We start from the raw sequence: 19,217 nt of genomic DNA on the forward strand, positions 1-19,217 counted from the left end.
CCGCGACCCGCAGCAGCACCAGGCCGCGGCGGGACCGCCGCGGCCGCGTCGGTGGCGGGGTGCGACGGGCGGGCGGGCTCGGCGGCGGTGCCGCCGAGCGCCGGTCGAGGGTCTGGATGGGCGTGGTCTGGTCGGCGTGAGCCTCGGCAGCCTGCGAGGGGCTCACGATCTGGGAGGGGGCCATCAGCGTGGCGAACTCGCGGGCGTCGAACGGGTCCGGCGCGGTGTCGTCGGGCGACGGCGCCTCGACCCGCTGGGCCTGCATGAGCAGCGGCGTCAGGTCGGCGGTCAGCTCCGGGTCGTCGCGCACCCCCTCGGCGAGCGCGTGCGCGACCCGGTGCAGCTGGTGGAGCAGCACGCCGGCGTCCGCGGGGCGCAGGCCGCGGTCGCGGGCGGTCGCCCGGGCGACGAGCGCGTCGACGTACGCCGGGATGCCCGGCTCGAGGCGCGACGGCGGCGGCACGTCCTCGTGGACGTGCTTGTAGGCGACCTGGATCGGGCTCTCGCCCTCGTGGGGCTTGGCGCCGGTCAGCAGCTCGAAGAGCACCACGCCGGCGGCGTACACGTCCGCGCGCGCGTCGGCACGGCCGTCGACCACCAGCTCGGGGGCGAGGTAGGAGACGGTGCCGATCAGCACCCCGCCGGTGGCGGTGTGCTGCGTGTCGGCGCTGACCGCGCGGGCCAGCCCGAAGTCGGCCACCTTGACCCGGCCGTCCTCGGCGATGAGCACGTTCTCGGGCTTGACGTCGCGGTGGATGATGCCGGCCCGGTGGGCCGCGGCCAGGGCGGACAGCACCGGCTCGATCAGCGCGAGCGCCCGCGCCGGCGGCATCGGGCTCTCCTTGCGGATCAGGTCGCGCAGGGTGATGCCGTCGACCAGCTCCATCGCGAGGAACACCGTGCCCTGGTCGTCGCCCTGGTCGTAGACCGCCACCACGTTCGGGTGCGACAGCCGGGCGGCCGACCGCGCCTCGCGCACGAAGCGGGCCGCGAACTCGGCGTCGTCGCCGAGGCCCGGGTGCATGATCTTCACCGCGACCGTGCGGTCGAGGCGGATGTCGGAGGCCTCGTAGACACTGGCCATGCCGCCACGCGCGATGCGGGCGCCGATCCGGTAGCGACCCTCGAGCAGCCGGCCGGTCATGGGGTCGCCAGCGGCGTCGGCGCCCGTGTGGGCGTGCCGATCGGACTGCCGGTCTGGCGGCACAGCGACCCTCCTGCGCTCCTGATGGGGAAGGACCAGGAGACTCAATGGTACGGACGCCGGTGCGCCGGACGGTGCTGAGCCGCCTCCGGCGTGGCGTGGACCACGGTGGGAGACTGGTCACCATGAACCAGCCACGACTCGCCGACACCGACCTCGCCGCCCTCGTCCCGGAGTGGCTGGACTGGGCCGAGGCCGCCAGTCTCCTCGGGGTCACCGTCGCGAAGGTCCGCACGATGATCCGCGAGCACGAGCTCGCCGCGGCGGTGCCGACGCCCGGCGCCGGGCAGCGGGTGCCCGCCGACTTCATCCAGGACGGCGTGGTCGTCAAGGGCCTGCCGGGCCTGCTGACGATCCTGCACGACGGCCGCTACGACGACCGCGAGTGCATCGCGTGGCTCTTCACCGACGACGACCTGCCGGGCCGGCCGATCGACGCGCTGCGCGAGAACCGTGGCTCGGAGGCCAAGCGCCGCGCCCAGGCCATGGCGCTGTAGCCGATCCTCAGACGACCCGCTGGGTCGCGGCGGACGCCAGCTGGCGCAGTACGCCGCGGGCGTCCTCGTCGATGTCGGCCTTCTCCAGGGCCGCGACCGCGTGAGCGGCCAGCTCGCCGATGACGGACTCGACCTGGGCGTGGGCGCCGGAGTCGTCGATGATGCCGCGCAGCTCGGCGACCTGCTCGACGGCGAGGGCGGTGCCGAGCGAGCGGTCGAGGAGCGCCGCCGCGGCCGGCTCCGCGGCGTCCAGGGCGAGCGCGACCAGCACGGTGCGCTTGCCCTCGATCAGGTCGTCGCCGGCGGGCTTGCCGGTGGCGTCCGGGTCGCCGAACACCCCGAGCAGGTCATCGCGCAGCTGGAAGGCCTCGCCCAGCGGCAGCCCGAACGCGGACAGCTCGGCCATCGTCGCCGGGTCCGCCCCGCCCAGGGCCGCGCCGATGTGCAGGGGCCGCTCGATCGAGTACTTCGCGGACTTGTAGCGCAGCACGGTCATCGCGGTCTCGACGTCCGCCCGGCCACGCGCCTGTACGGAGACGTCGAGGAACTGGCCCGCGATCACCTCGGCCCGGCACCGATCGAAGACCTCGAGGGCCGGCGCCACCTGCGTGATCGGCAGGCCGCACCGGCGGAGCAGCTCGTCCGACCAGCTGAGCAGCAGGTCGCCGAGCAGGATCGCCGCGGCTGCGCCGTACTGCTCGGGGTCCCCGCGCCACTGCGCGCCCCGGTGCTCTCCCTCGAACAGCCGGTGGGTCGCCGGCCGGCCGCGCCGGGTGTCCGAGGCGTCCATGAGGTCGTCGTGCACCAGCGCGCTCGCGTGCAGCAGCTCCAGGGACGCGCAGGCGCGCACCAGCGCGTCCTCGTCCGGGACGTCCGCGGCCACGGCCCGGTGGCCCCAGTAGCAGAACGCCGCACGGAACCGCTTGCCGCCGGAGACCGAGGCGTGCGCCTCACGGACCAGCCGGGCCGCGTCGCTCCCCAACGGGGCCAGCGTCGCGGCCTGGTCGTCGATGAACGCGTCGAGCGTGGTCTGGATCCGCCCACGGAACGCCGTGCTGTCCCAGTCCTGCCCGTCTGTGCCACCGGTCGCCGTCACCCGGCCGAGACTAGTGGCCGTCTCCGCTCGCCCGCCGGGGCCTCCGACGTTCTCGCGTCGACGGCCACCAGCCAGTGGACGCCGCCGGGCCCGGGCCGGTGTCGTCCCTAGACTCCTGGGCATGGCGAACCACGAGGCTCGGCGGATCGGCGATCTCGTCCGCGAGGGCGAGCGGTCGTTCTCGTTCGAGTTCTACCCGCCCAAGGACGCGGCCGGCGAGGAGCAGCTCTGGCAGGCGATCCGCGAGCTCGAGCCCTACCGGCCGACGTTCGTCTCGGTGACGTACGGCGCGGGCGGGTCCACGCGCGACTCCACCGTGAGGATCACCGGCCGGATCGCCGCGGAGACGTCGCTGACCGCGATGGCGCACCTGACCTGCGTCGGCCACACCCGGGCCGAGCTCGAGTCCATCCTCGACGCCTACGCCGCGGTCGGCATCGGCAACGTGATGGCGCTGCGCGGCGACCCCACGGAGGGGCCGCGGGCGCTGTGGACGCCCACCGAGGGCGGCCTGACGTACGCCGAGGACCTGGTGCGTCTCGTGCGCAGCCGCGGTGACTTCAGCATCGGCGTGGCGGCGTTCCCCGAGGGCCACCCGTCCGCAGCATCCCTCGACCACGACGCCGACGTGCTGGTCGCCAAGGCGCGGGCCGGGGCGGAGTTCGCGGTCACCCAGATGTTCTTCCGCGCCGCCGACTACTTCGCGCTGGTCGAGCGGGTCCGCTCGCGTGGCGTCGACCTGCCGATCCTGCCCGGCATCATGCCGATCCTGAACCTCGCCAACATCCGCCGGCAGGGCGAGCTGATCGGCACCGACGTGCCCCACGAGGTCGTCGCCCGGATCACCGCCCACGAGGGCGACCCTGCGGCGATGCGCGCCGAGGGCATCGCGATCGCCGCCGAGCTGTGCGACGAGCTGCTGGCCGGGGGAGCGCCGGGCCTGCACTTCTACACGCTCAACCGCTCCAAGGCCACGCGCGAGATCTTCGCGGCGCTGAACCTGTCGGTCTGACCGGCGCCCGTCAGGCCGGACCGACCTCGGCGGCGACGAGAGCGGCCGAGAGGCCGACGAACGGCAGCCCGGCGCCCGGGGTCGCGTGGGCTCCCGCGGCGTACACACCCGGGATCGGCGTGCCCGGGCCGAGCCGGTGCCGCATCGTCGCCCGGCCCTGCCACAGCACGCCCATCGGGGAGCCGCCCCACCGCTCGACCTGGTCGCGAGGGCTGCGGTCGACCCGGGTGACGACCCGGGGGCGCAGGTCGATCTTGTGCCGGGCGAGCGCTCGCAGGATGTCCTCCGAGAGCCGGCCGCGGCCGTGCACGGTCAGCGCCGAGCCGCCGTCGGGTGCGCGGCCCCCGGTGCGCACCACCAGCATCGGGTCGCCGTGCAGCACGAGCTCGTGCGGGAGGTCCGGTGCCGGGCCGTCGAGGCCCACGTGCACCACGACCGGTGGGATCGCCGGCATCGAGCGGGCGACGTACGGCGCGAGCGCCGGCAGCCGGCGCGGGTCGACGGCGCACACCACCACGTCGGCGTCGAGCTCGCCGCCGCCGGCGCTGACCGCGACGGCCCGGCCCTCGCGCACGACGACGTCGGTCGCCTCGGTGCCGGTGACGGTGGTGACGCCGCGGGTCGTGAGCCGGGCCGCGAGGGCGTCGCCGAGCCGGGCCATCCCGCCCTCGACCGTCCAGGCCCCGAAGCGCTGCTCGACGTACGCCGTCAGGCCCATCCAGGCCGGGACGTTGCGCAGGTCGTGGCCCTCGGCGACGAGCGGGTGCCCGGCGACCATCCGGAGCCGCTCGTCCTTGAACGTGCGCTTGAGCCGCTTGGCGAGCGTCTCGCGGCTGTCGAACCGGGCGGCGAGCTCGCGGGGGAGGTCGTCGGGTCGCCACGGGTTCTCGAGGTAGCCGCGGCGCACCACGTCCCAGTCGTCGGAGTACGACGCGACATGGTCGACCCAGCGCTGCCCGAGGCCCGGTGCGAGCTCGTCGAAGGCCCGCAGCTGCGGCGCCCGGCCGGCCGGCAGCTGCACCGACGTGCCGTCCTCGAACCGGTGCTCGCGCACCACGTCGAGCGGCACGAGCTCCAGCTCGCGCTCGAGCGGCCGCCCCGTCTTGCGGAACAGGTCGCGGACCACCGCCGGCAGCAGCGTGTACGTCGGGCCCGCATCCCAGGCGTAGCCGTCGGCGGACACCTCCGCGAGGGCGCCGCCGAGGTCGGGGGAGCGCTCCACGAGCGTGACGTCGTGGCCGAGCTTGGCCAGCCGCAGCGCGGACGCGAGACCGCCGAAGCCGCCCCCCACCACCACGACCCGCGCCATGGGCCGAACCCTAGCCAGTGCCGGCTCAGTCCTCGGCGTCGAGCACCCGTCGCAGCGACTCCTCGTCGCGCCCCACCACGGTCGTGCCGTCGGCGGCGGTGACGATCGGCCGCTGGAGGGCACGCGGGTGGGCGGCCAGGGCGGCCAGCCACTCGTCGCGGTGGTCCGCGTCGCGGGGCAGGTCGATGCCCTCCTCGCGCGCCTCCTTCGGCCGCGCCACGTCCCAGGGCTCGAGGCCCAGGCGCGCGACCACCTCGCCGAGCTCGGCCGCCGTCGGCGGGTCGTCGAGGTAGCGCCGCACGGTGTACTCGACACCGGCCGCGTCGAGCTCGGCGACCGCCGTACGGCACTTGGAACAGGCGGGGTTGAGCCAGATCTCCATCACTCGACCTCGATCGTCGGGGCGCCGGTCATCGTCACGAGCTCGTCGTACGTCGTGGAGAAGACGGCGGCCGGGTGGCCGGCCGCGGCCCAGACCACGTCGTAGCGGCGCAGCCACGAGTCCAGGTACGTCGGAACCGCTGCCGGGTGCCCGATCGGGGAGACGCCGCCGATCACCTGGCCGGTGTGCTCGCGGACGAAGTCGGGCGTGGCCCGCTTGAGCTTGGTCACACCGAGTCGGGCGGCTACCTTCGCGGTGTCGACGCGGTGGGCGCCGGAGGTCAGAATGAGTGCCGGCGAGCCGTCCGCATCGAAGAGCAGGCTGCTGGCGATCGCCCCGACCTCGCAGCCGAGCGCCTCGGCGGCCAGGGCCGCCGTGTGCACGGAGTCGGGCAGGATGACGATGTCACCGGCGCCGCCACGGCGACGGTGGTCTTCGCGGAATCGGGTGATCGTCGGGTGCTCGGTGGTCATGGTGCGAGACCCTAGGGTCTTCGAGCAGGGGAGAGGAGTGCGGATGGCACCGCAGCGGCCGGTTTCGGTCATCGCCGCGATCTGGGCGCTGGTGGGCCTGATCGTCACGAGCGGGGTGACCGCTGTGCTGACCCTCGTGTTCACCGACGACCTCGACGCGTCCTGGGCTGCGGACCGGACCGACCTGGGGTCGGTCGACCCGCCCGCCTTCGCGCCGGTGGCGATCACGATGTTCGTCGTGGTCGCGATGCTCGCCGCCGTCCTCATCATGTTCCTCGGTCAGGGCCACAACTGGGCCCGGGTGCTGCTCAGCGCCATGGTGGTGCTGATGGCGATCGCCACCCTCGCCAGCCTGCGAGCGAACCCGCCGGCGCTGTTCGTGGTGCTCTCGGTCGCGTCCTTGGCGCTGGACGCTGCTGCCGCCGTGCTGTTGTGGCACCGCGACACCCGTGCGTTCACCAGCGACGCCCCGGTGGAGAGCAGCCTCCACTCCTGACGGGGACGTTCGCCGTCCCGGTCCCGGCTGCTGTCCTGTCCACCGCCCGCTCGGTCGCGGCCGCCCGGTGGTCTTGACGGGCCCCGGCGGGGGCGGTGTACGGTGGAGGCGTTCGAACACGTGTTCGAACCGCCCGGCGGGGACGACCTCGACCCCCGTCCCCGCCGGGTCCGGTCCACCGGATCCGGTGCAGTGCCAGGGGTCGCCGCTCTGGGGTCGACGGAGAGGATCCTCGATGAACCCCTATGCCCTTCCCGCCACCACCCACTCCTACCTCGCCCGGGCCGCGGAGTCGCTGAGCGAGGCGGTCGCGGCGACGGAGGTGCCGACCCGCTACGCCTGCGCGCACGTCGCGGCGCTGCGCGCCGCCGCCGCGCTGCTGGCGGCCCGGGCACACCCGGAGCCGGCGCGCCGTCGTCCCCAGCGCAACGCCTGGGTGCTGCTCGCCGAGGTGGCCCCCGAGCTCGAGGAGTGGGCCCGGTTCTTCGCCGCCGGTGCCGGCAAGCGGGCCGCCGCCGAGGCGGGGTCCACCCGTGCGGTCTCCGAGCGCGAGGCGGACGACCTGGTGCGTGACGCCGACCGGTTCCTCGCGGTCGTCGAGCGCTCGCTGGGCCTGGTCCCGCACGTCTCGGCCCCGCCTCGGGCGGCGGCGATGCGCGCGGGCTGATCCACGACAAGGGTTTTCCGCGATGCGGGCGAGCCCGGGCGGTCGGCACGCTGGGCGCATGCGACCACCTCTCGGCCCGCGCCGCCGCGCGGCGTGGATCCTCACCTTCGTGCTGCTCGCCGTCACGGGCGCCGCAGCGGTGCCGGCCGAGGCGGCCGTGCCGATCAGCGTCGCCACCGCGCGCTCCACCCAGGACGGATCGTCGGCGACGGTCCGCGGCTACGTCGTGGGGCAGCCGACCTCGTCGACCACGGTCGTCACCAGCAGCTTCCCGAACGACTACGCCCTCGCGCTCGCCGACGCGCCCGGCACGACCGACACCTCGCGGATGGTCTACGTCCAGGTGCCCAGCGCCTTCCGCTCGGCCTGGGGCCTGCGGTCCAACCCGGGGCTCATGGGCCGCCAGATCGACGTGACCGGCACGCTCGCGGCGTACTTCTCCCGGCCCGGCCTCACGTCGAGCACGGCGTTCGCGTTCGCCGGCGGTAGCGACCCGGCCAACCCGCCTCCGTCCGGAGGCAGCGGCGAGTACGACTCCACCTACTACGCCTCCGCGATCGGCAAGACCGGCAGTGCGCTGGAGTCGTCGTTGCACACGATCATCTCCAGCGGCGTCACCAAGCTGTCCTACGACGCGGTGTGGAACGCGCTCAAGGTGACCGACCGTGACCCGGCGAACGCCAGCCGCGTGATCTGCCTCTACAGCGGGTTCTCGCTGCCGGCCAGCGACAACGGCGGCGGCGCCGACCAGTGGAACCGGGAGCACGTCTGGGCCAAGTCGCACGGCGACTTCGGCACGGCCACCGGCCCCGGCACCGACCTGCACCACCTGCGCCCCGAGGACGTGACCGTCAACTCCGCGCGGGGCAACCTCGACTTCGACGAGGGTGGCAGCCAGAACGCCGAGGCGCCCGGCAACTTCGCCGACGCCGACTCCTGGGAGCCGCGCGACGCGGTCAAGGGCGACGTCGCCCGGATGATCTTCTACATGTCGGTGCGCTACGAGGGCGGCGACGGCTGGCCCGACCTGGAGGTCAACGACCTCGTCGGCAACGGCACCACGCCCCACATCGGACGGCTGTCGGTGCTGCTGCGGTGGAACGCCGAGGACCCGCCCAGCGCGTTCGAGATGCGCCGCAACGACGTGATCTACACCGACTACCAGCACAACCGCAACCCGTTCGTCGATCACCCGGAGTGGGCGGAGGCGATCTGGTGAGCCCGCCGCGGGCGGGACGCCGGTCCGGGCCCTAGGGTTGGGTCATGCCTCACGAGCGGTCCAGTGAACGGCCCAGCGAGCGGCCCAGCGAGCGGAGGAGCGCGGCGCGTACCTCCGTGGTGTGGGACGCGCTTCGCCCGGCCCTGGAGGGCGTCGCCATGGACGTGCTCGACATCGGTGGCGGCACGGGCGGCTTCGCGGTCCGGGTCGCGGAGCTCGGGCACCGGGTGACGGTCGTCGACCCGAGCCCCGACGCCCTCGCGGCCCTCGGCCGGAGAGCCCGCGAGCTCGGCGTGGCGGTCACCGGTCAGCAGGGCGACCTGTCCACGCTGCTCGACGTGACCGGCCCGGCCGCCGCGGACGTCGTGCTCTGCCACGGCGTGCTCGAGGTCGTCGACGACCCCGCCGCCGCGCTCGCCACCCTGCGCCAGGTGCTGCGCCCCGGCGGGACGCTCAGCCTCCTGGTCGGCCAGCGCCACGCCGCGGTGGTGGCCCGCGCGATGGCCGGGCACTTCGCCCAGGCCCTGGCACTGCTCGACCCGACGGACGCCTCCGGGGTCCGCGACGCGGGCACCGGCCGCTCGGGGCGTCGTTTCACCGACACCGAGGTCACCGGGTTGCTCGAGGCCGCAGGCTTCCGCGTCGACGCGGTGCACGGCATCCGGGTGTTCGCCGACCTGGTGCCCGGGTCGCTGCTCGACCTCGAGCCCGGGTCCACTGCGGCCCTGGTCGACCTCGAGTGCGCGGTCTCGGAGAGGCCGGAGTTCCGCCCGCTGGCGGCTCAGCTGCACGTGCTCGCGGGCTGACCCGTTTCGACAGCAGGTCCCTCGGGAACGGTTCTGTCACGATTTTCTGCAACCCGCCTACCGCGATGACCAGGCGCTGCCTAGACTTGAGGCGCTGGCCGGCGACACGGCGATGACCTTGTGGGGAGGAACGGTGCCACTCTCGGAAGAGGAGCTCCGACTGCTCGAGCAGATGGAGCGCGCCCTCGTCGAGGAGGACCCCAAGCTCGCCTCGACCCTGCGCGGTACGGCCTTCCGCCGCTCCGCCCGTCGACGGGCGATCTTCGCAGGGGTCTGTTTCGTCCTGGGCGTCGTCGTGCTGATGACCGGCGCGGTCGCCCGGATCACGCCGGTCGGGATCGTCGGCTTCGTGATCATGCTCGGCTCCGCCACGGTGGCCCTCACCGCGATCCGCGGCCAGCGCGGCCCCGCGGCTCCCGATCCCCGCTCGATCCAGCACCCCAGTCGCGGCGGCTTCACCGTCGTCGACGGCGGTCGCTCGGGCCGCACCCGCCGCCCGCGCCGCCACGGCCGCTCCGGCGGCTCCCACCACTCCTTCATGGAGCGGATGGATGAGCGGTGGCGCCGCCGCCGCGAGAACGGCGGGTTCTAGTCGAGACGCGCCAGCGGCTCGACTGACAGGCTCGCCCAGTCAGCGGCGGCAAGCGTCCGCGCGAGCGTGGCCCGTCGGACGCAGCTCCGTCAGCCGGCGCGCTCAGCCCACGTGGTCGACGACCCCGCCGTAGCGCGCCTCGACGGTCGCCGGGGTGCCGCGCGTCGGCCGCAGCGCGGCCAGGTCGAGCACCGACCGCGGCCACCAGGTGGCGCGCCGGCGCGACGCGCGGGTGGCCCCACCGGCGAGGGAGGCCAGCGCGACCCGTCCGTCCGCGCGCAGCCGTGCTCGGTCCGCCTCGGCAGGGGAGCGCGAGTAGCGCAGCCGCTCCAGGTCGGTGACGAGCCGGCCGAGCGCGCCGACGCCCTCCTGGGCGACCTCCGGCCCGTGCTCGGGCCGGTCGGGCGTCGTCGAGTCGACGGGCCGGCCGAGGTGGCCGACCAGCGCGTCGCGGGTCTCGCGTGGTGAGCGACCTCCGGGCCAGGTGATGCCGAGGTCGACCGCGGTGTCGCGCAGCTCGGCCCAGATGTCCTCCGGACCACCCGCCGCCAGGCGCCGGTCACGACGGCGGCGGCGGGCCAGGCTCGGGATCAGCAGCAGGCCGGTCACGAGGGCGACGCCGCCGACCGCGCGGAGGAGCGGTGCCCAGTGGATGCCGGCGTCGCCCTCGTCGTCCTGCGTCTGGGCGGCGGCGGTCTCGCTCTGGCTGGGCCGCTTGCTCGGTCCCGTGGCCGCGGACGCGGAGCGGGTCTGGGTGGTCTGGGAGGGGCCCTGGTCGTCGGGCACGCCGTTGACGGTGTACGACGGCACGTCGGCCGCCCGCCCCGCCGGGGTCGGCTCGAAGCGGACCCAGCCGGAGCCCTGGAAGTACAGCTCCGGCCAGGCGTGCATGTCGTGCGAGCTGTACATCCAGGTGCCCGGCCCGACCCGGTCGGGGGTGAGGAACCCGATGGCCACCCGGGAGGGGATGCCGAGCACCCGCGCCATCAGTGCCATCGCCGAGGCGAACTGCTCGCAGTAGCCGACCCGGCCGCCGGGCCCGTCGGTGAGGAAGGCGGTGAGGGCGTCGACGCCGTTGCCCTCGGTGTGCGTGGCGAGGGAGTACTCGAACCCGCCGGAGCTGCGGAACCAGTTCTGCAGCGCGACCGCCTTGTCGAACCGTGACGTCTTGCCCTCGGTGACGCTGGCGGCCAGCTCCCGGACGATCGGCGGGATGTCGGCGGGGTAGTCGGTGAAGGACTCGTTCACCTTGCCGGTCGACGAGCCGGCGTTCTCGAGGCGTTGGGCGCTCAGGTCGAGCTGCAGCGCGCTCATCGTGTAGTGCAGCCCGGCCGTGGTGAGGTCGTCGGGCACCGCCAGGTAGTCCATGGTGGAGGTGTCGTAGCGCCAGTCGCCCTCGGCCTGCACGTTGCTGGCCGGGAACTGCGTCGGCAGCCAGCGCGACTTGAACGTCGGCAGCACCTTGACGTCGTAGGGGATCTCCTCGCGAGAGACCTCGGCGTCGACCCCGGAGGGTGGCGGTAGCGGCCCGTCGGCGCGGTTCTCGGTGGGCACGTCACGGTCACCGGGGGTCCACTCGACGTCCGTGAAGTGGGTGAGCGTCAGGATCCGCAGGTAGGCCGGGGCCGGGTCCGTGGTCGTGACCTGCACGAGGTCGGTGTCCTCGCCGCGCCTGAGGTCGCGCACCAGGTTGGCCACGGGGTTGTCGACCCGGATGTCGTTGCCGTCGCCGCGACCGGGGCCGAAGTCGAAGAGCTGGAGGCCGGCCGTCGGGACGAGCAGGGGCAGGACCAGGGCCAGCGCCGTCGCGGTGCCTCCGATGCCGGTGGCGGTACGCCGCACCGCGTGCGATCCGGCCCCGAGCGAGATCGGGTCCCCGGTCTCGCGGTCCTCCGCGATCGGCCGGCCCCACCGGCTGACGTGCTCGGTCTCCTGGAGGAAGAGCAGGCCGAGGAACCCGGCCGCGGTGCCGACGAACACCCACCATGCGATCGGGGTCTCCACCATGCTCACCGGGATCGTGTAGATCGTGAGCAGCGGCAGTCCCGCGAGCGGCGCGCGGTGCAGCGTGCAGGCGAGGAGGTCGACCAGCACCAGGCAGACGAGACCACAGAGGATCAGCAGCGGGTCGATCGGCGCCTCGGTGGCCGGCACCGGCGCCGCGAAACCCTGGGCGCTGTCGATCGCGTCGCCGACGGCGGACCGCACCTCGGCGAGCATCCCGGTGCCGGGCACCAGCTCGCCCGTGATGAGCAGTCCCGCGACCAGCCCCGAGACCACGACCTGCGTGGCGACGACGGCCGCGCCCGGCCAGCGCCACCAGCGGGTGGCCGTGCCGGTCGCCGCGACGACGATGCCGAGCAGCAGGAGGGGGTTGAGGAAGCCGCCGGGTCGCTCGGCGAAGCCGCGCCACGCGTACATCGCGACGAGCGTGGTCATGGCGGCGACCGCGGCGAGCGTCACGCTGGCCGACAGGCTGCCGCGTGAGCGGGTCAGGGAGTGCATCATCCGATCGCCTCCGGTGCCGGCGCGGCGACGCCGCGCGAGCTGTGCGCGCTCGTGTGCCCGAGCTCCTGCCAGACCGCGTCGAGTCGGTCCCGCGGGCCGAGGGGCACCGCCCGCCAGCCCTGCTGGCCGAGCGCCTGGGTGGCGCCGCCGCTGGGTGGAGCGCCCGTCCAGGCGTCGACGTCGAGGGCGATCGCCAGCGCCGAGCCGGCCTGGTGCCGCATCCGGCGCAGCACCGGGAGGTCGGTGGGCATGATGCCGCCGAAGACCGCGACGGTGAGTCCACCGTGTGCCCCCTCGGCGAGCCAGGTCGTGTCGAGGTGCGCCTGCTGGGTCGGCTGCACCACGGCGAGTGCCTCCATGAGCGGTGCGGTGTTGAGGTCGGTGTCGCGCAGGTGCCAGGCGTTGGTGGGGTCCTCGCCGAGCGCGGTCACCAGGCGTACGGCGAAGCCGCGGTGGCTCAAGTGCACGGCGATGGAGGCCGCGGCCGAGACCGCCGCCTCGATCGAGGACGCGATGCCCTGGCCGCGGTGGGCGTAGGTGCGGTTGTCGAGGAACAGCGTCGCCCGGGACTGCCACGGCTGCTCCTCACGGCGGACCATCAGCTCGCCGAGCCGAGCCGAGCTGCGCCAGTGCACGCGGCGCAGGTCGTCGCCCTGGCGGTACTCGCGCACGGTGACGTCCTCCGCGCTGCCGGTGGCGAAGGCGCGCGGCCGGTTGTCGCCGGACCCGGTCCACGCTCCTCCGAGGGGGATCTGGGGGAGCAGCACGGTGCGGGGCGTCACCGTGAGCGGCACCGTGGTGCGGAAGGTCCGCCCGAGCTCGACCAACCCGAAGGGGTCGGTCACCCGCACCGACATCGGCCCGATCTCGAAGCGTCCGCGGACGTCGGAGCGGACCTGGTAGGACACGGACTGGCGCCAGCCCGTGCCGATGCCCTCGACGACGAACCGCGGCCGGGTGCCGAGCACGTAGGGGACCTGGTCCTCGAGCAGCAGCACGCCGTTGGGGCTGCGGCCCTCGTTGCTCAGCGCGAGCGAGACCCGGGCCGGCTGGCCGGCGGCCACCAGCTGCGGGGTGACAGTGCGCACCAGCGCGAGCCGGTAGCGGTTGCGTCCCACCACCCACGCGGTGAGCAGCGGCAGCACCAGCACCAGGATGCCGACCCGGGTGAGCGCGCTCTGGTCGAGCACGACTGCGCATACGACGGCGGTCACACCCGCGGCCAGGAACGCCCGCCCGCGGACGGTGAGCCCGGCCAGTGCCTCCCTCATCGCAGGTCCCCTCGGGTCGTTCCGGTCAGCGTGCGGAGCTGTCGGGCACCGACACTCCGGCGACGATGGTGTCGAGGATCGCGGTCGTGGACCGTCCGGTCATCGCCGCCTCGACGCTGGGGAGCAGTCGGTGGGCGAGCACCGAGCGCGCCAGCCGGGTGAGGTCGTCGGGGAGCACGTAGTCGCGGTCGTCCAGCGCGGCGGCCGCCTTGGCGGCGCGCACCAGGTGGAGGGTGGCCCGGGGCGAGGCGCCCAGCGTCAGCTCGTCCGACCGGCGGGTGGCGGACGCGATCGCGACGGCGTAGCGCTGCACGGCCTCCGAGACGTAGACCTGGCCGACGATCCCGATCAGCTTGCGCAGCTCCGAGGCGTCGGTGACCGGCTCGAGGTCGTCGAGCGGGTTGGTCCGGGTGTGGGAGTTGAGCATGGCGATCTCCGCCGCCTCGACCGGGTAGCCCACCGAGACCCGGGCCATGAACCGGTCGCGCTGCGCCTCGGGGAGCGCGTAGGTGCCCTCCATCTCGATGGGGTTCTGGGTGGCGATCACCATGAACGGCTGCTCGAGCTGGTAGGTCGTGTTGTCGACGGTGACCTGGCGCTCCTCCATGCACTCCAGCAGCGCCGACTGGGTCTTCGGCGAGGCCCGGTTGATCTCGTCGCCGACCACGATGTTCGCGAACACGCCGCCCGGGCGGAACTCGAACTCACGGGTGTTCTGGTTGAACACCGAGACGCCGGTGACGTCCGAGGGCAGCAGGTCGGGGGTGAACTGGATGCGCCGCACCGAGCAGTCGATGCTGCGGGCCAGCGCCTTGCTGAGCTGGGTCTTGCCGACCCCCGGCACGTCCTCGATCAGCAGGTGACCTTCGGCGAGCAGCACGACCAGCGAGGCGTTGACGACGTCGGGCTTGCCCTCGATCACCCGCTCGACGTTGCTGCGCACCCGACCGACCACGCGCGCCAAGGTCTGGAGGTCCGCGCCCCCCGCTTCAGTTCCCACGTCTGCGTCCCTTTCCCTCCTGCGTGACCCGTGTCACCGGATGGACCAACGGTAGTCGTCTCGGAAACCTACGGGCTCGGCTCCCCGCCCGATCCGACTCCTGGGATCACGGTTTGGTTGCGGTCCCGGTTCGTGTTCTGGGGGAGCGGCGTCGGGCCCCACGTTCTCCTCCACTCCGCTCCACCGGAGCGGCGCGCTCCCCACCAGCGCTCCACCTCGCCCGGTCGGTCGGCCTGCTGGCGCGTCGAAGGGCGCGCTGACCTGCGCAGATGCGGCGTACGCCGGGACCACGCGCCGGCGCTGCGCCGGCGCCGCGCCGGCGGCGAGCGCGCCCAGCACGGCCGAGATCCGCCGGGTCAACACGCACGATGTGGTTGACGGTGGAGCAAAGTGGCGTAAAGTGGTGCGAAGTGGAGGAAGGGTCACGTGGAGTGGACCGGAGTGGAGGCGCCCGATGTTCTTCATGGGCACCTACACCCCCAAGCTCGACGAGAAGGGACGGCTGTTCCTCCCGGCCAAGTTCAGGGATCGGCTGGCGGAGGGGCTCGTGGTGACGCAAGGTCAGGAGAACTGCCTGGTCGTGTGGCCCACGGACGTCTTCATGGAGGAGGCACGGCGCGCGCAGGCGACGCCGATGACGGTGCGCGGCGCCCGTGACTACGCCCGCATCCTGTTCGCCGGCGCCGACGAGGGCACGCCGGACAAGCAGGGCCGGGTCAGCATCCCGGCTCCGCTGCGCGAGTACGCCTCGCTCGACCGCGACGTGGTCGTGATCGGCGTCATGGACCGGATCGAGATCTGGGACCCGGTGCGGTGGCGCGAGTACTCGGCCGGCGCTCAGGCGAAGTTCGCCGAGCTCGACGAGCAGCCGGCACCACCCCCGAGCTAGCAGCAGGAGCACAGCAGGCGCACGGCACGACAACACCACAGCGATCCGCAGGACGAGGTCTCGAGCCCGCTCCCGCAGCCATCTGGGGCACCTTCCCCGGTTCCAGAGGGCCAACTTCCCCGAGTCACCACATCGGGAGCGGGCAGGGACCTGGTCAGGCGGATCGCCCCTTTCATCACCACGCAGCACCGTCCATCGCCACACATCGCTCGAGACAGTCGGGACACGAGGGTCGAACTCATGAGCATCGCGCCAGCACAGGCACCGGTCGAGGCGCCGGTGCGCCGCGTCCGGCAGCAGGCCCGCGACGCGGCGACCCTGATGGCCTTCTCCGCTGTGACCTCCGTCGGAGTCACGCTCGGGTTCCTGTTCCTCGCGCTCCTGGCTCGTCAGGCCTGACGATGCGGACCCCCTCCCACGTCCCGGTCCTCCTCGACCGGGTCGTCGCCCTCCTGGCTCCTGCGCTCGAGCGCGGGCAGCGGGACACCGTTCTCGTGGACGCGACCCTCGGCCTCGGCGGCCACACGGAGGCCGTACTGTCCCGGCTCGCGCTCACCCGCGTGATCGGGATCGACCGCGACCCCGAGGCGCTCGCGCTGGCGGGAGAGCGGCTGGCGCCGTTCGGCGACCGCTTCACCGGTGTGCACGCGGTCTACGACGAGCTCCCGGCGGTGCTGGCCGACCTCGGTCTCGCCTCGGTGGACGCGGTGCTCTTCGACCTCGGCGTCTCCTCGATGCAGCTCGACGTCCGCGAACGCGGGTTCGCCTACGCCGAGGACGCCCCGCTGGACATGCGGATGGACGGCAGCACCGGCATCACCGCAGCCGACGTGCTCAACACCTACGACGTGCGCGACCTGACCCGGGTGCTGCGCGACTACGGCGAGGAGAAGTTCGCCCGCAAGATCGCCGGCGCCATCGTGCGCGAGCGCGCGAAGGAGCCGTTCACCCGCTCCGGTCGCCTGGTCGAGCTGCTGTACGCCGAGATCCCCGCACCTGCCCGACGTACCGGAGGGCACCCGGCCAAGCGCACGTTCCAGGCGCTGCGGATGGAGGTCAACGACGAGCTCGCGGTGCTGCGCCGCGCGATCCCGGCGGCGATCGACGCGATCGGCGTCGGCGGCCGCGTGGTCGTGGAGTCCTACCACTCCCTCGAGGACCGGCTGGTCAAGCAGGCGTTCGTCGCCGCGACCCGCCTCGACGTCCCCGAGGACCTGCCGTTCGTGCCCGAGGGCCACGAGCCGTCCCTGCGCCTGGTGACCCGGGGCGCCGAGAAGGCCAACGCCGAGGAGATCTCCGAGAACCCGCGCGCCGCCTCGGTCCGGCTGCGCGCGATCGAGCGAACGAGAGAGGCAGCAGCATGAGCAGTCCGGTGCCCCAGGTCCGCTCGCGGATGCCGCGGATCGCCGAGGCCCCTTCGAGGCTCGCAGGCTCGCGCCTCAGGACGAGCGCTGTCGAGCGTGCCCGGCTGACGGTCGTCCCTCGCACCCGGGCCCAGGCGGCCCGGATGCCGTTCGTCGCCCTGGTGAGCCTCATGCTGCTCGGCGGTGTGGTCGGGCTCCTGCTGTTCAACACCTCGATGCAGCAGTCGTCGTTCGCGGCGACCGCGCTCGAGGGCCAGGCCACCACGCTCGCCGCCCGCCAGCAGGGCCTGCAGATGGAGCTCGACCGGCTGCGCGACCCGCAGCGGATCGCCGCCGCGGCCCAGCGCCTCGGGATGGTCCAGGCCTGCACCCCGGCGTTCCTCCGGCTGGGCACCGGCACGGTCACCGGTCGGCCCTGCGCGGCCGACGGCAGCGCCCGGTTCCGCATCACGCCGCCGACGCCGGTGAAGCCCGCCGCCCTCGATCCCGCGCCGCACGTCGTGCGGGTGACCGCGCCACCCGCGGCGAACACGTCGGGCGACACGGGCGACGGAGCCGCCGGGAACGGCGACGCAGGCGATAGGAAGAACCAGCAGCAACACCAGCAACATCAGCAACAGCAGCAACAGACCCGCCGCTGATCACCCGACCGACCACCGGAGACCACGTTGCGCCAGACCCGTCCTCCCCGCGGCTCCCGTCGGGGCTCCCCGCAGCTGCGGCTGCGGATGGGCTTCGTCGTGATCGCGATGGTGCTCTCGGTCTTCGGCGCCCGGCTCGTGCAGCTGCAGGGCCTCGATCCCAACTCGTACGCCGCGATGGCCTCCGCCGAGGGCCTGGTCGAGGTCGACCTGCCCGCCGAGCGGGGGGACATCCTGGACCGCAACGGCAAGCCGCTCGCCGGGTCCGTGGACGGGCTGATGGTGGTGGCCGACCCGCAGATGACCTCGGACAAGGCCCCCGAGCTCGCCCGGTTCCTCTACCACCGGCTCGACGTCGACTACGTCGACACCCTCAAGAAGCTGCGCGAGCAGGGGAGCCGCTTCGAGTACATCGCGCGCCGGGTGCCCGCGGCCAAGGCCACCGCGGTGGTCGCGGCCGCCGAGCACGCGGGCTTCGAGGGGCTCGGCACCCGCCGTGACCCGCTGCGTGACTACCCGGCGGGGGACGTCGCGGCCAACCTGATCGGCTTCATGGGCACCGACGAGCCGCTGGCCGGGCTCGAGCGCACCTTCGACCGGCAGCTCGCCGGCACCGACGGCTCCGCACGCTACGAGGTGGGCGGCGGCAACCGGATCCCGCTCGGCGAGAGCACGGTGACCGACCCGGTCGACGGCCGGGACCTGAGGACGACGATCGACCTCGACCTGCAGTGGTACACCCAGCGGGTGCTCGGCCAGACCGTGCAGGACGCCCGTGGCGACAGCGGGTTCGCCGTCGTCATGGACAGCCGCACCGGTGAGCTGCTCTCGGTCGCCGACTACCCGACGTTCGACGCCAACGAGCCGACGAAGTCGCCGAAGGCCGACCTGGGCTCCCGGGCCATGCAGGACGTGTACGAGCCCGGCTCGGTCGAGAAGGTGCTCACGGTCAGCTCGCTGATGGACCTCGGGCTGGTCACGCCGCGCACCAAGATCGCGGTGCCTCCGCAGCTGCAGCGCGAGGACCGGCCGATCAACGACTGGTTCACCCACGGCACCATCCACCTCACGCTCGCCGGCGTGATCGCGAAGTCCTCCAACATCGGCACGGTGCTGGCGGCCGACAAGTTCGAGCAGGGCCAGCTCTACGACTACCTGCACGCGTTCGGCCTCGGGCAGCGCACCGACATCGGGGTGCGCGGCGAGACCCAGGGGCTGCTGCCCGACGGCAGCGCGTGGACCCACCAGATGCAGGACCGCATCGCGTTCGGCCAGTCGCTCTCGGTCAACGGCGTGCAGATGGCCGCGGCGGTCAACACCATAGCCAACGGCGGCGTCCGGGTCTCGCCCAGCCTGGTGGAGGGCGAGGCGACCACCGACGAGGGCGAGGTCGTCGGCACCGACACCGCGACGAAGCGCCGGGTGATCAGCACCCAGGCCGCCCGCGACACGATGCGGATGATGGAGCGGGTGGTCGACCCCGACGTCGGCGTCGCGCCGGGCGCCGCGATCCCCGGCTACCGCGTCGCCGGCAAGACCGGCACCGCCCAGCGGGTCGGTGCCGAGTGCGGCTGCTACGACGGCACCTTCACGGTGTCGTTCGCGGGCTTCGCGCCCGCCGACGACCCCCGGTTCACCGTCTACGTCGTCGTGCAGAACCCCCGCAACGGCGGTGGTGGCGGCTCGGTCGGCGGCCCGGCCTTCGCGAAGATCATGAGCTACGCGCTGCAGCGGTACGCCGTCCCGCCGACCGGCACCCGGCCCTCCCGGCTGCCGGTGGAGTGGTGATCG

20 protein-coding genes are annotated in these 19,217 nt (G+C 73.6%); 12 read left to right on the plus strand and 8 right to left on the minus strand.

Annotated elements, in window-relative coordinates:
• Nucleotides 1-1,144, minus strand: a 1,144-nt coding sequence (locus QQZ14_RS24810; RefSeq protein WP_284537118.1) for a protein kinase domain-containing protein, incomplete at its 3' end; no start/stop codon positions are given.
• Nucleotides 1,145-1,329: 185 nt separating this feature from the next.
• Between QQZ14_RS24810 and QQZ14_RS24815 the strand changes: the two genes are divergently transcribed.
• Nucleotides 1,330-1,701 carry an Rv2175c family DNA-binding protein gene (locus QQZ14_RS24815; protein ID WP_284537119.1) on the plus strand — a complete coding sequence of 124 codons (372 nt, stop codon included), beginning with the start codon at nt 1,330-1,332 and terminating at the stop codon, nt 1,699-1,701.
• Between the two features lie 7 nt (nt 1,702-1,708).
• On the opposite strand, the gene QQZ14_RS24820 is transcribed toward QQZ14_RS24815, so the two are convergent.
• Nucleotides 1,709-2,797, minus strand: a complete 1,089-nt coding sequence (locus QQZ14_RS24820) for a polyprenyl synthetase family protein (RefSeq protein ID WP_284537120.1) — start codon at nt 2,795-2,797, stop codon at nt 1,709-1,711.
• Nucleotides 2,798-2,918: 121 nt separating this feature from the next.
• Between QQZ14_RS24820 and metF the strand changes: the two genes are divergently transcribed.
• Nucleotides 2,919-3,809 carry a methylenetetrahydrofolate reductase [NAD(P)H] gene (metF, locus tag QQZ14_RS24825; RefSeq protein WP_284537121.1) on the plus strand — a complete coding sequence of 297 codons (891 nt, stop codon included), beginning with the start codon at nt 2,919-2,921 and terminating at the stop codon, nt 3,807-3,809.
• Nucleotides 3,810-3,819: 10 nt separating this feature from the next.
• Here metF and QQZ14_RS24830 read toward each other — a convergent pair whose 3' ends face one another.
• The 3 genes from QQZ14_RS24830 to QQZ14_RS24840 are packed head-to-tail and all read right to left on the minus strand — an operon-like array spanning nt 3,820 to nt 5,973.
• Complete coding sequence (locus QQZ14_RS24830; protein WP_284537122.1) at nt 3,820-5,118, minus strand: phytoene desaturase family protein; 1,299 nt, start codon at nt 5,116-5,118, stop codon at nt 3,820-3,822.
• Nucleotides 5,119-5,143: 25 nt separating this feature from the next.
• The gene (locus QQZ14_RS24835; RefSeq protein ID WP_284537123.1) at nt 5,144-5,500 is read right to left on the minus strand and encodes an ArsC/Spx/MgsR family protein; all 357 of its coding nucleotides are present in this window, start codon (nt 5,498-5,500) and stop codon (nt 5,144-5,146) included.
• A complete protein-coding gene (locus tag QQZ14_RS24840; protein ID WP_284537124.1) occupies nt 5,500-5,973 on the minus strand; it encodes a YbaK/EbsC family protein in 474 nt (157 codons plus the stop codon). The genes QQZ14_RS24835 and QQZ14_RS24840 overlap by 1 nt, the downstream gene beginning before the upstream one ends.
• Nucleotides 5,974-6,016: 43 nt before the next feature.
• Between QQZ14_RS24840 and QQZ14_RS24845 the strand changes: the two genes are divergently transcribed.
• From QQZ14_RS24845 to QQZ14_RS24865, 5 genes are all read left to right on the plus strand, one after another.
• A complete protein-coding gene (locus tag QQZ14_RS24845) occupies nt 6,017-6,469 on the plus strand; it encodes a hypothetical protein (RefSeq protein WP_284537125.1) in 453 nt (150 codons plus the stop codon).
• 235 nt (nt 6,470-6,704) lie between these two features.
• Nucleotides 6,705-7,136 carry an SAV_6107 family HEPN domain-containing protein gene (locus QQZ14_RS24850; protein ID WP_284537126.1) on the plus strand — a complete coding sequence of 144 codons (432 nt, stop codon included), beginning with the start codon at nt 6,705-6,707 and terminating at the stop codon, nt 7,134-7,136.
• A 58-nt stretch (nt 7,137-7,194) separates the two neighbouring features.
• Entirely contained in the window at nt 7,195-8,355 is a 1,161-nt protein-coding gene (locus QQZ14_RS24855; RefSeq protein WP_284537127.1) for an endonuclease, read from the plus strand.
• A 44-nt stretch (nt 8,356-8,399) separates the two neighbouring features.
• A complete protein-coding gene (locus QQZ14_RS24860; RefSeq protein WP_284537128.1) occupies nt 8,400-9,161 on the plus strand; it encodes a class I SAM-dependent methyltransferase in 762 nt (253 codons plus the stop codon).
• Between the two features lie 133 nt (nt 9,162-9,294).
• Nucleotides 9,295-9,753: a DUF3040 domain-containing protein gene (locus tag QQZ14_RS24865; protein ID WP_284537129.1), complete on the plus strand. Its 459-nt coding sequence runs from the start codon at nt 9,295-9,297 to the stop codon at nt 9,751-9,753.
• Between the two features lie 102 nt (nt 9,754-9,855).
• Here QQZ14_RS24865 and QQZ14_RS24870 read toward each other — a convergent pair whose 3' ends face one another.
• Genes QQZ14_RS24870 through QQZ14_RS24880 form a run of 3 tightly spaced genes read right to left on the minus strand, consistent with a single transcriptional unit; the run spans nt 9,856 to nt 14,532 of the window.
• The gene (locus QQZ14_RS24870; RefSeq protein WP_284537130.1) at nt 9,856-12,261 is read right to left on the minus strand and encodes a transglutaminase family protein; all 2,406 of its coding nucleotides are present in this window, start codon (nt 12,259-12,261) and stop codon (nt 9,856-9,858) included.
• A complete protein-coding gene (locus tag QQZ14_RS24875) occupies nt 12,258-13,532 on the minus strand; it encodes a DUF58 domain-containing protein (protein ID WP_284537131.1) in 1,275 nt (424 codons plus the stop codon). The genes QQZ14_RS24870 and QQZ14_RS24875 overlap by 4 nt, the downstream gene beginning before the upstream one ends.
• Before the next feature lie 25 nt (nt 13,533-13,557).
• A complete protein-coding gene (locus QQZ14_RS24880; protein WP_284537132.1) occupies nt 13,558-14,532 on the minus strand; it encodes an AAA family ATPase in 975 nt (324 codons plus the stop codon).
• Nucleotides 14,533-14,986: 454 nt separating this feature from the next.
• On the opposite strand from QQZ14_RS24880, the gene mraZ reads away from it, so the two are divergent.
• The 5 genes from mraZ to QQZ14_RS24905 all read left to right on the plus strand — a co-directional run bounded on the left by mraZ (nt 14,987) and on the right by QQZ14_RS24905 (nt 19,214).
• Nucleotides 14,987-15,421: a division/cell wall cluster transcriptional repressor MraZ gene (gene mraZ, locus QQZ14_RS24885; RefSeq protein WP_284537133.1), complete on the plus strand. Its 435-nt coding sequence runs from the start codon at nt 14,987-14,989 to the stop codon at nt 15,419-15,421.
• A 240-nt stretch (nt 15,422-15,661) separates the two neighbouring features.
• A complete protein-coding gene (locus tag QQZ14_RS24890) occupies nt 15,662-15,820 on the plus strand; it encodes a hypothetical protein (RefSeq protein WP_284537134.1) in 159 nt (52 codons plus the stop codon).
• Nucleotides 15,821-15,822: 2 nt separating this feature from the next.
• Complete coding sequence (gene rsmH, locus QQZ14_RS24895) at nt 15,823-16,785, plus strand: 16S rRNA (cytosine(1402)-N(4))-methyltransferase RsmH (protein WP_284537135.1); 963 nt, start codon at nt 15,823-15,825, stop codon at nt 16,783-16,785.
• The gene (locus QQZ14_RS24900) at nt 16,782-17,426 is read left to right on the plus strand and encodes a hypothetical protein (RefSeq protein ID WP_284537136.1); all 645 of its coding nucleotides are present in this window, start codon (nt 16,782-16,784) and stop codon (nt 17,424-17,426) included. Before rsmH ends, QQZ14_RS24900 begins: the two co-directional genes overlap by 4 nt.
• A gap of 27 nt (nt 17,427-17,453) precedes the next feature.
• On the plus strand, nt 17,454-19,214 hold the full coding sequence (locus QQZ14_RS24905; protein ID WP_284537137.1) for a peptidoglycan D,D-transpeptidase FtsI family protein: 1,761 nt from the start codon (nt 17,454-17,456) through the stop codon (nt 19,212-19,214).
• Nucleotides 19,215-19,217 lie beyond the last annotated feature (3 nt).

It is taken from the genome of Nocardioides sp. T2.26MG-1 (genome assembly GCF_950101795.1).
Classification (GTDB): domain Bacteria; phylum Actinomycetota; class Actinomycetes; order Propionibacteriales; family Nocardioidaceae; genus Nocardioides.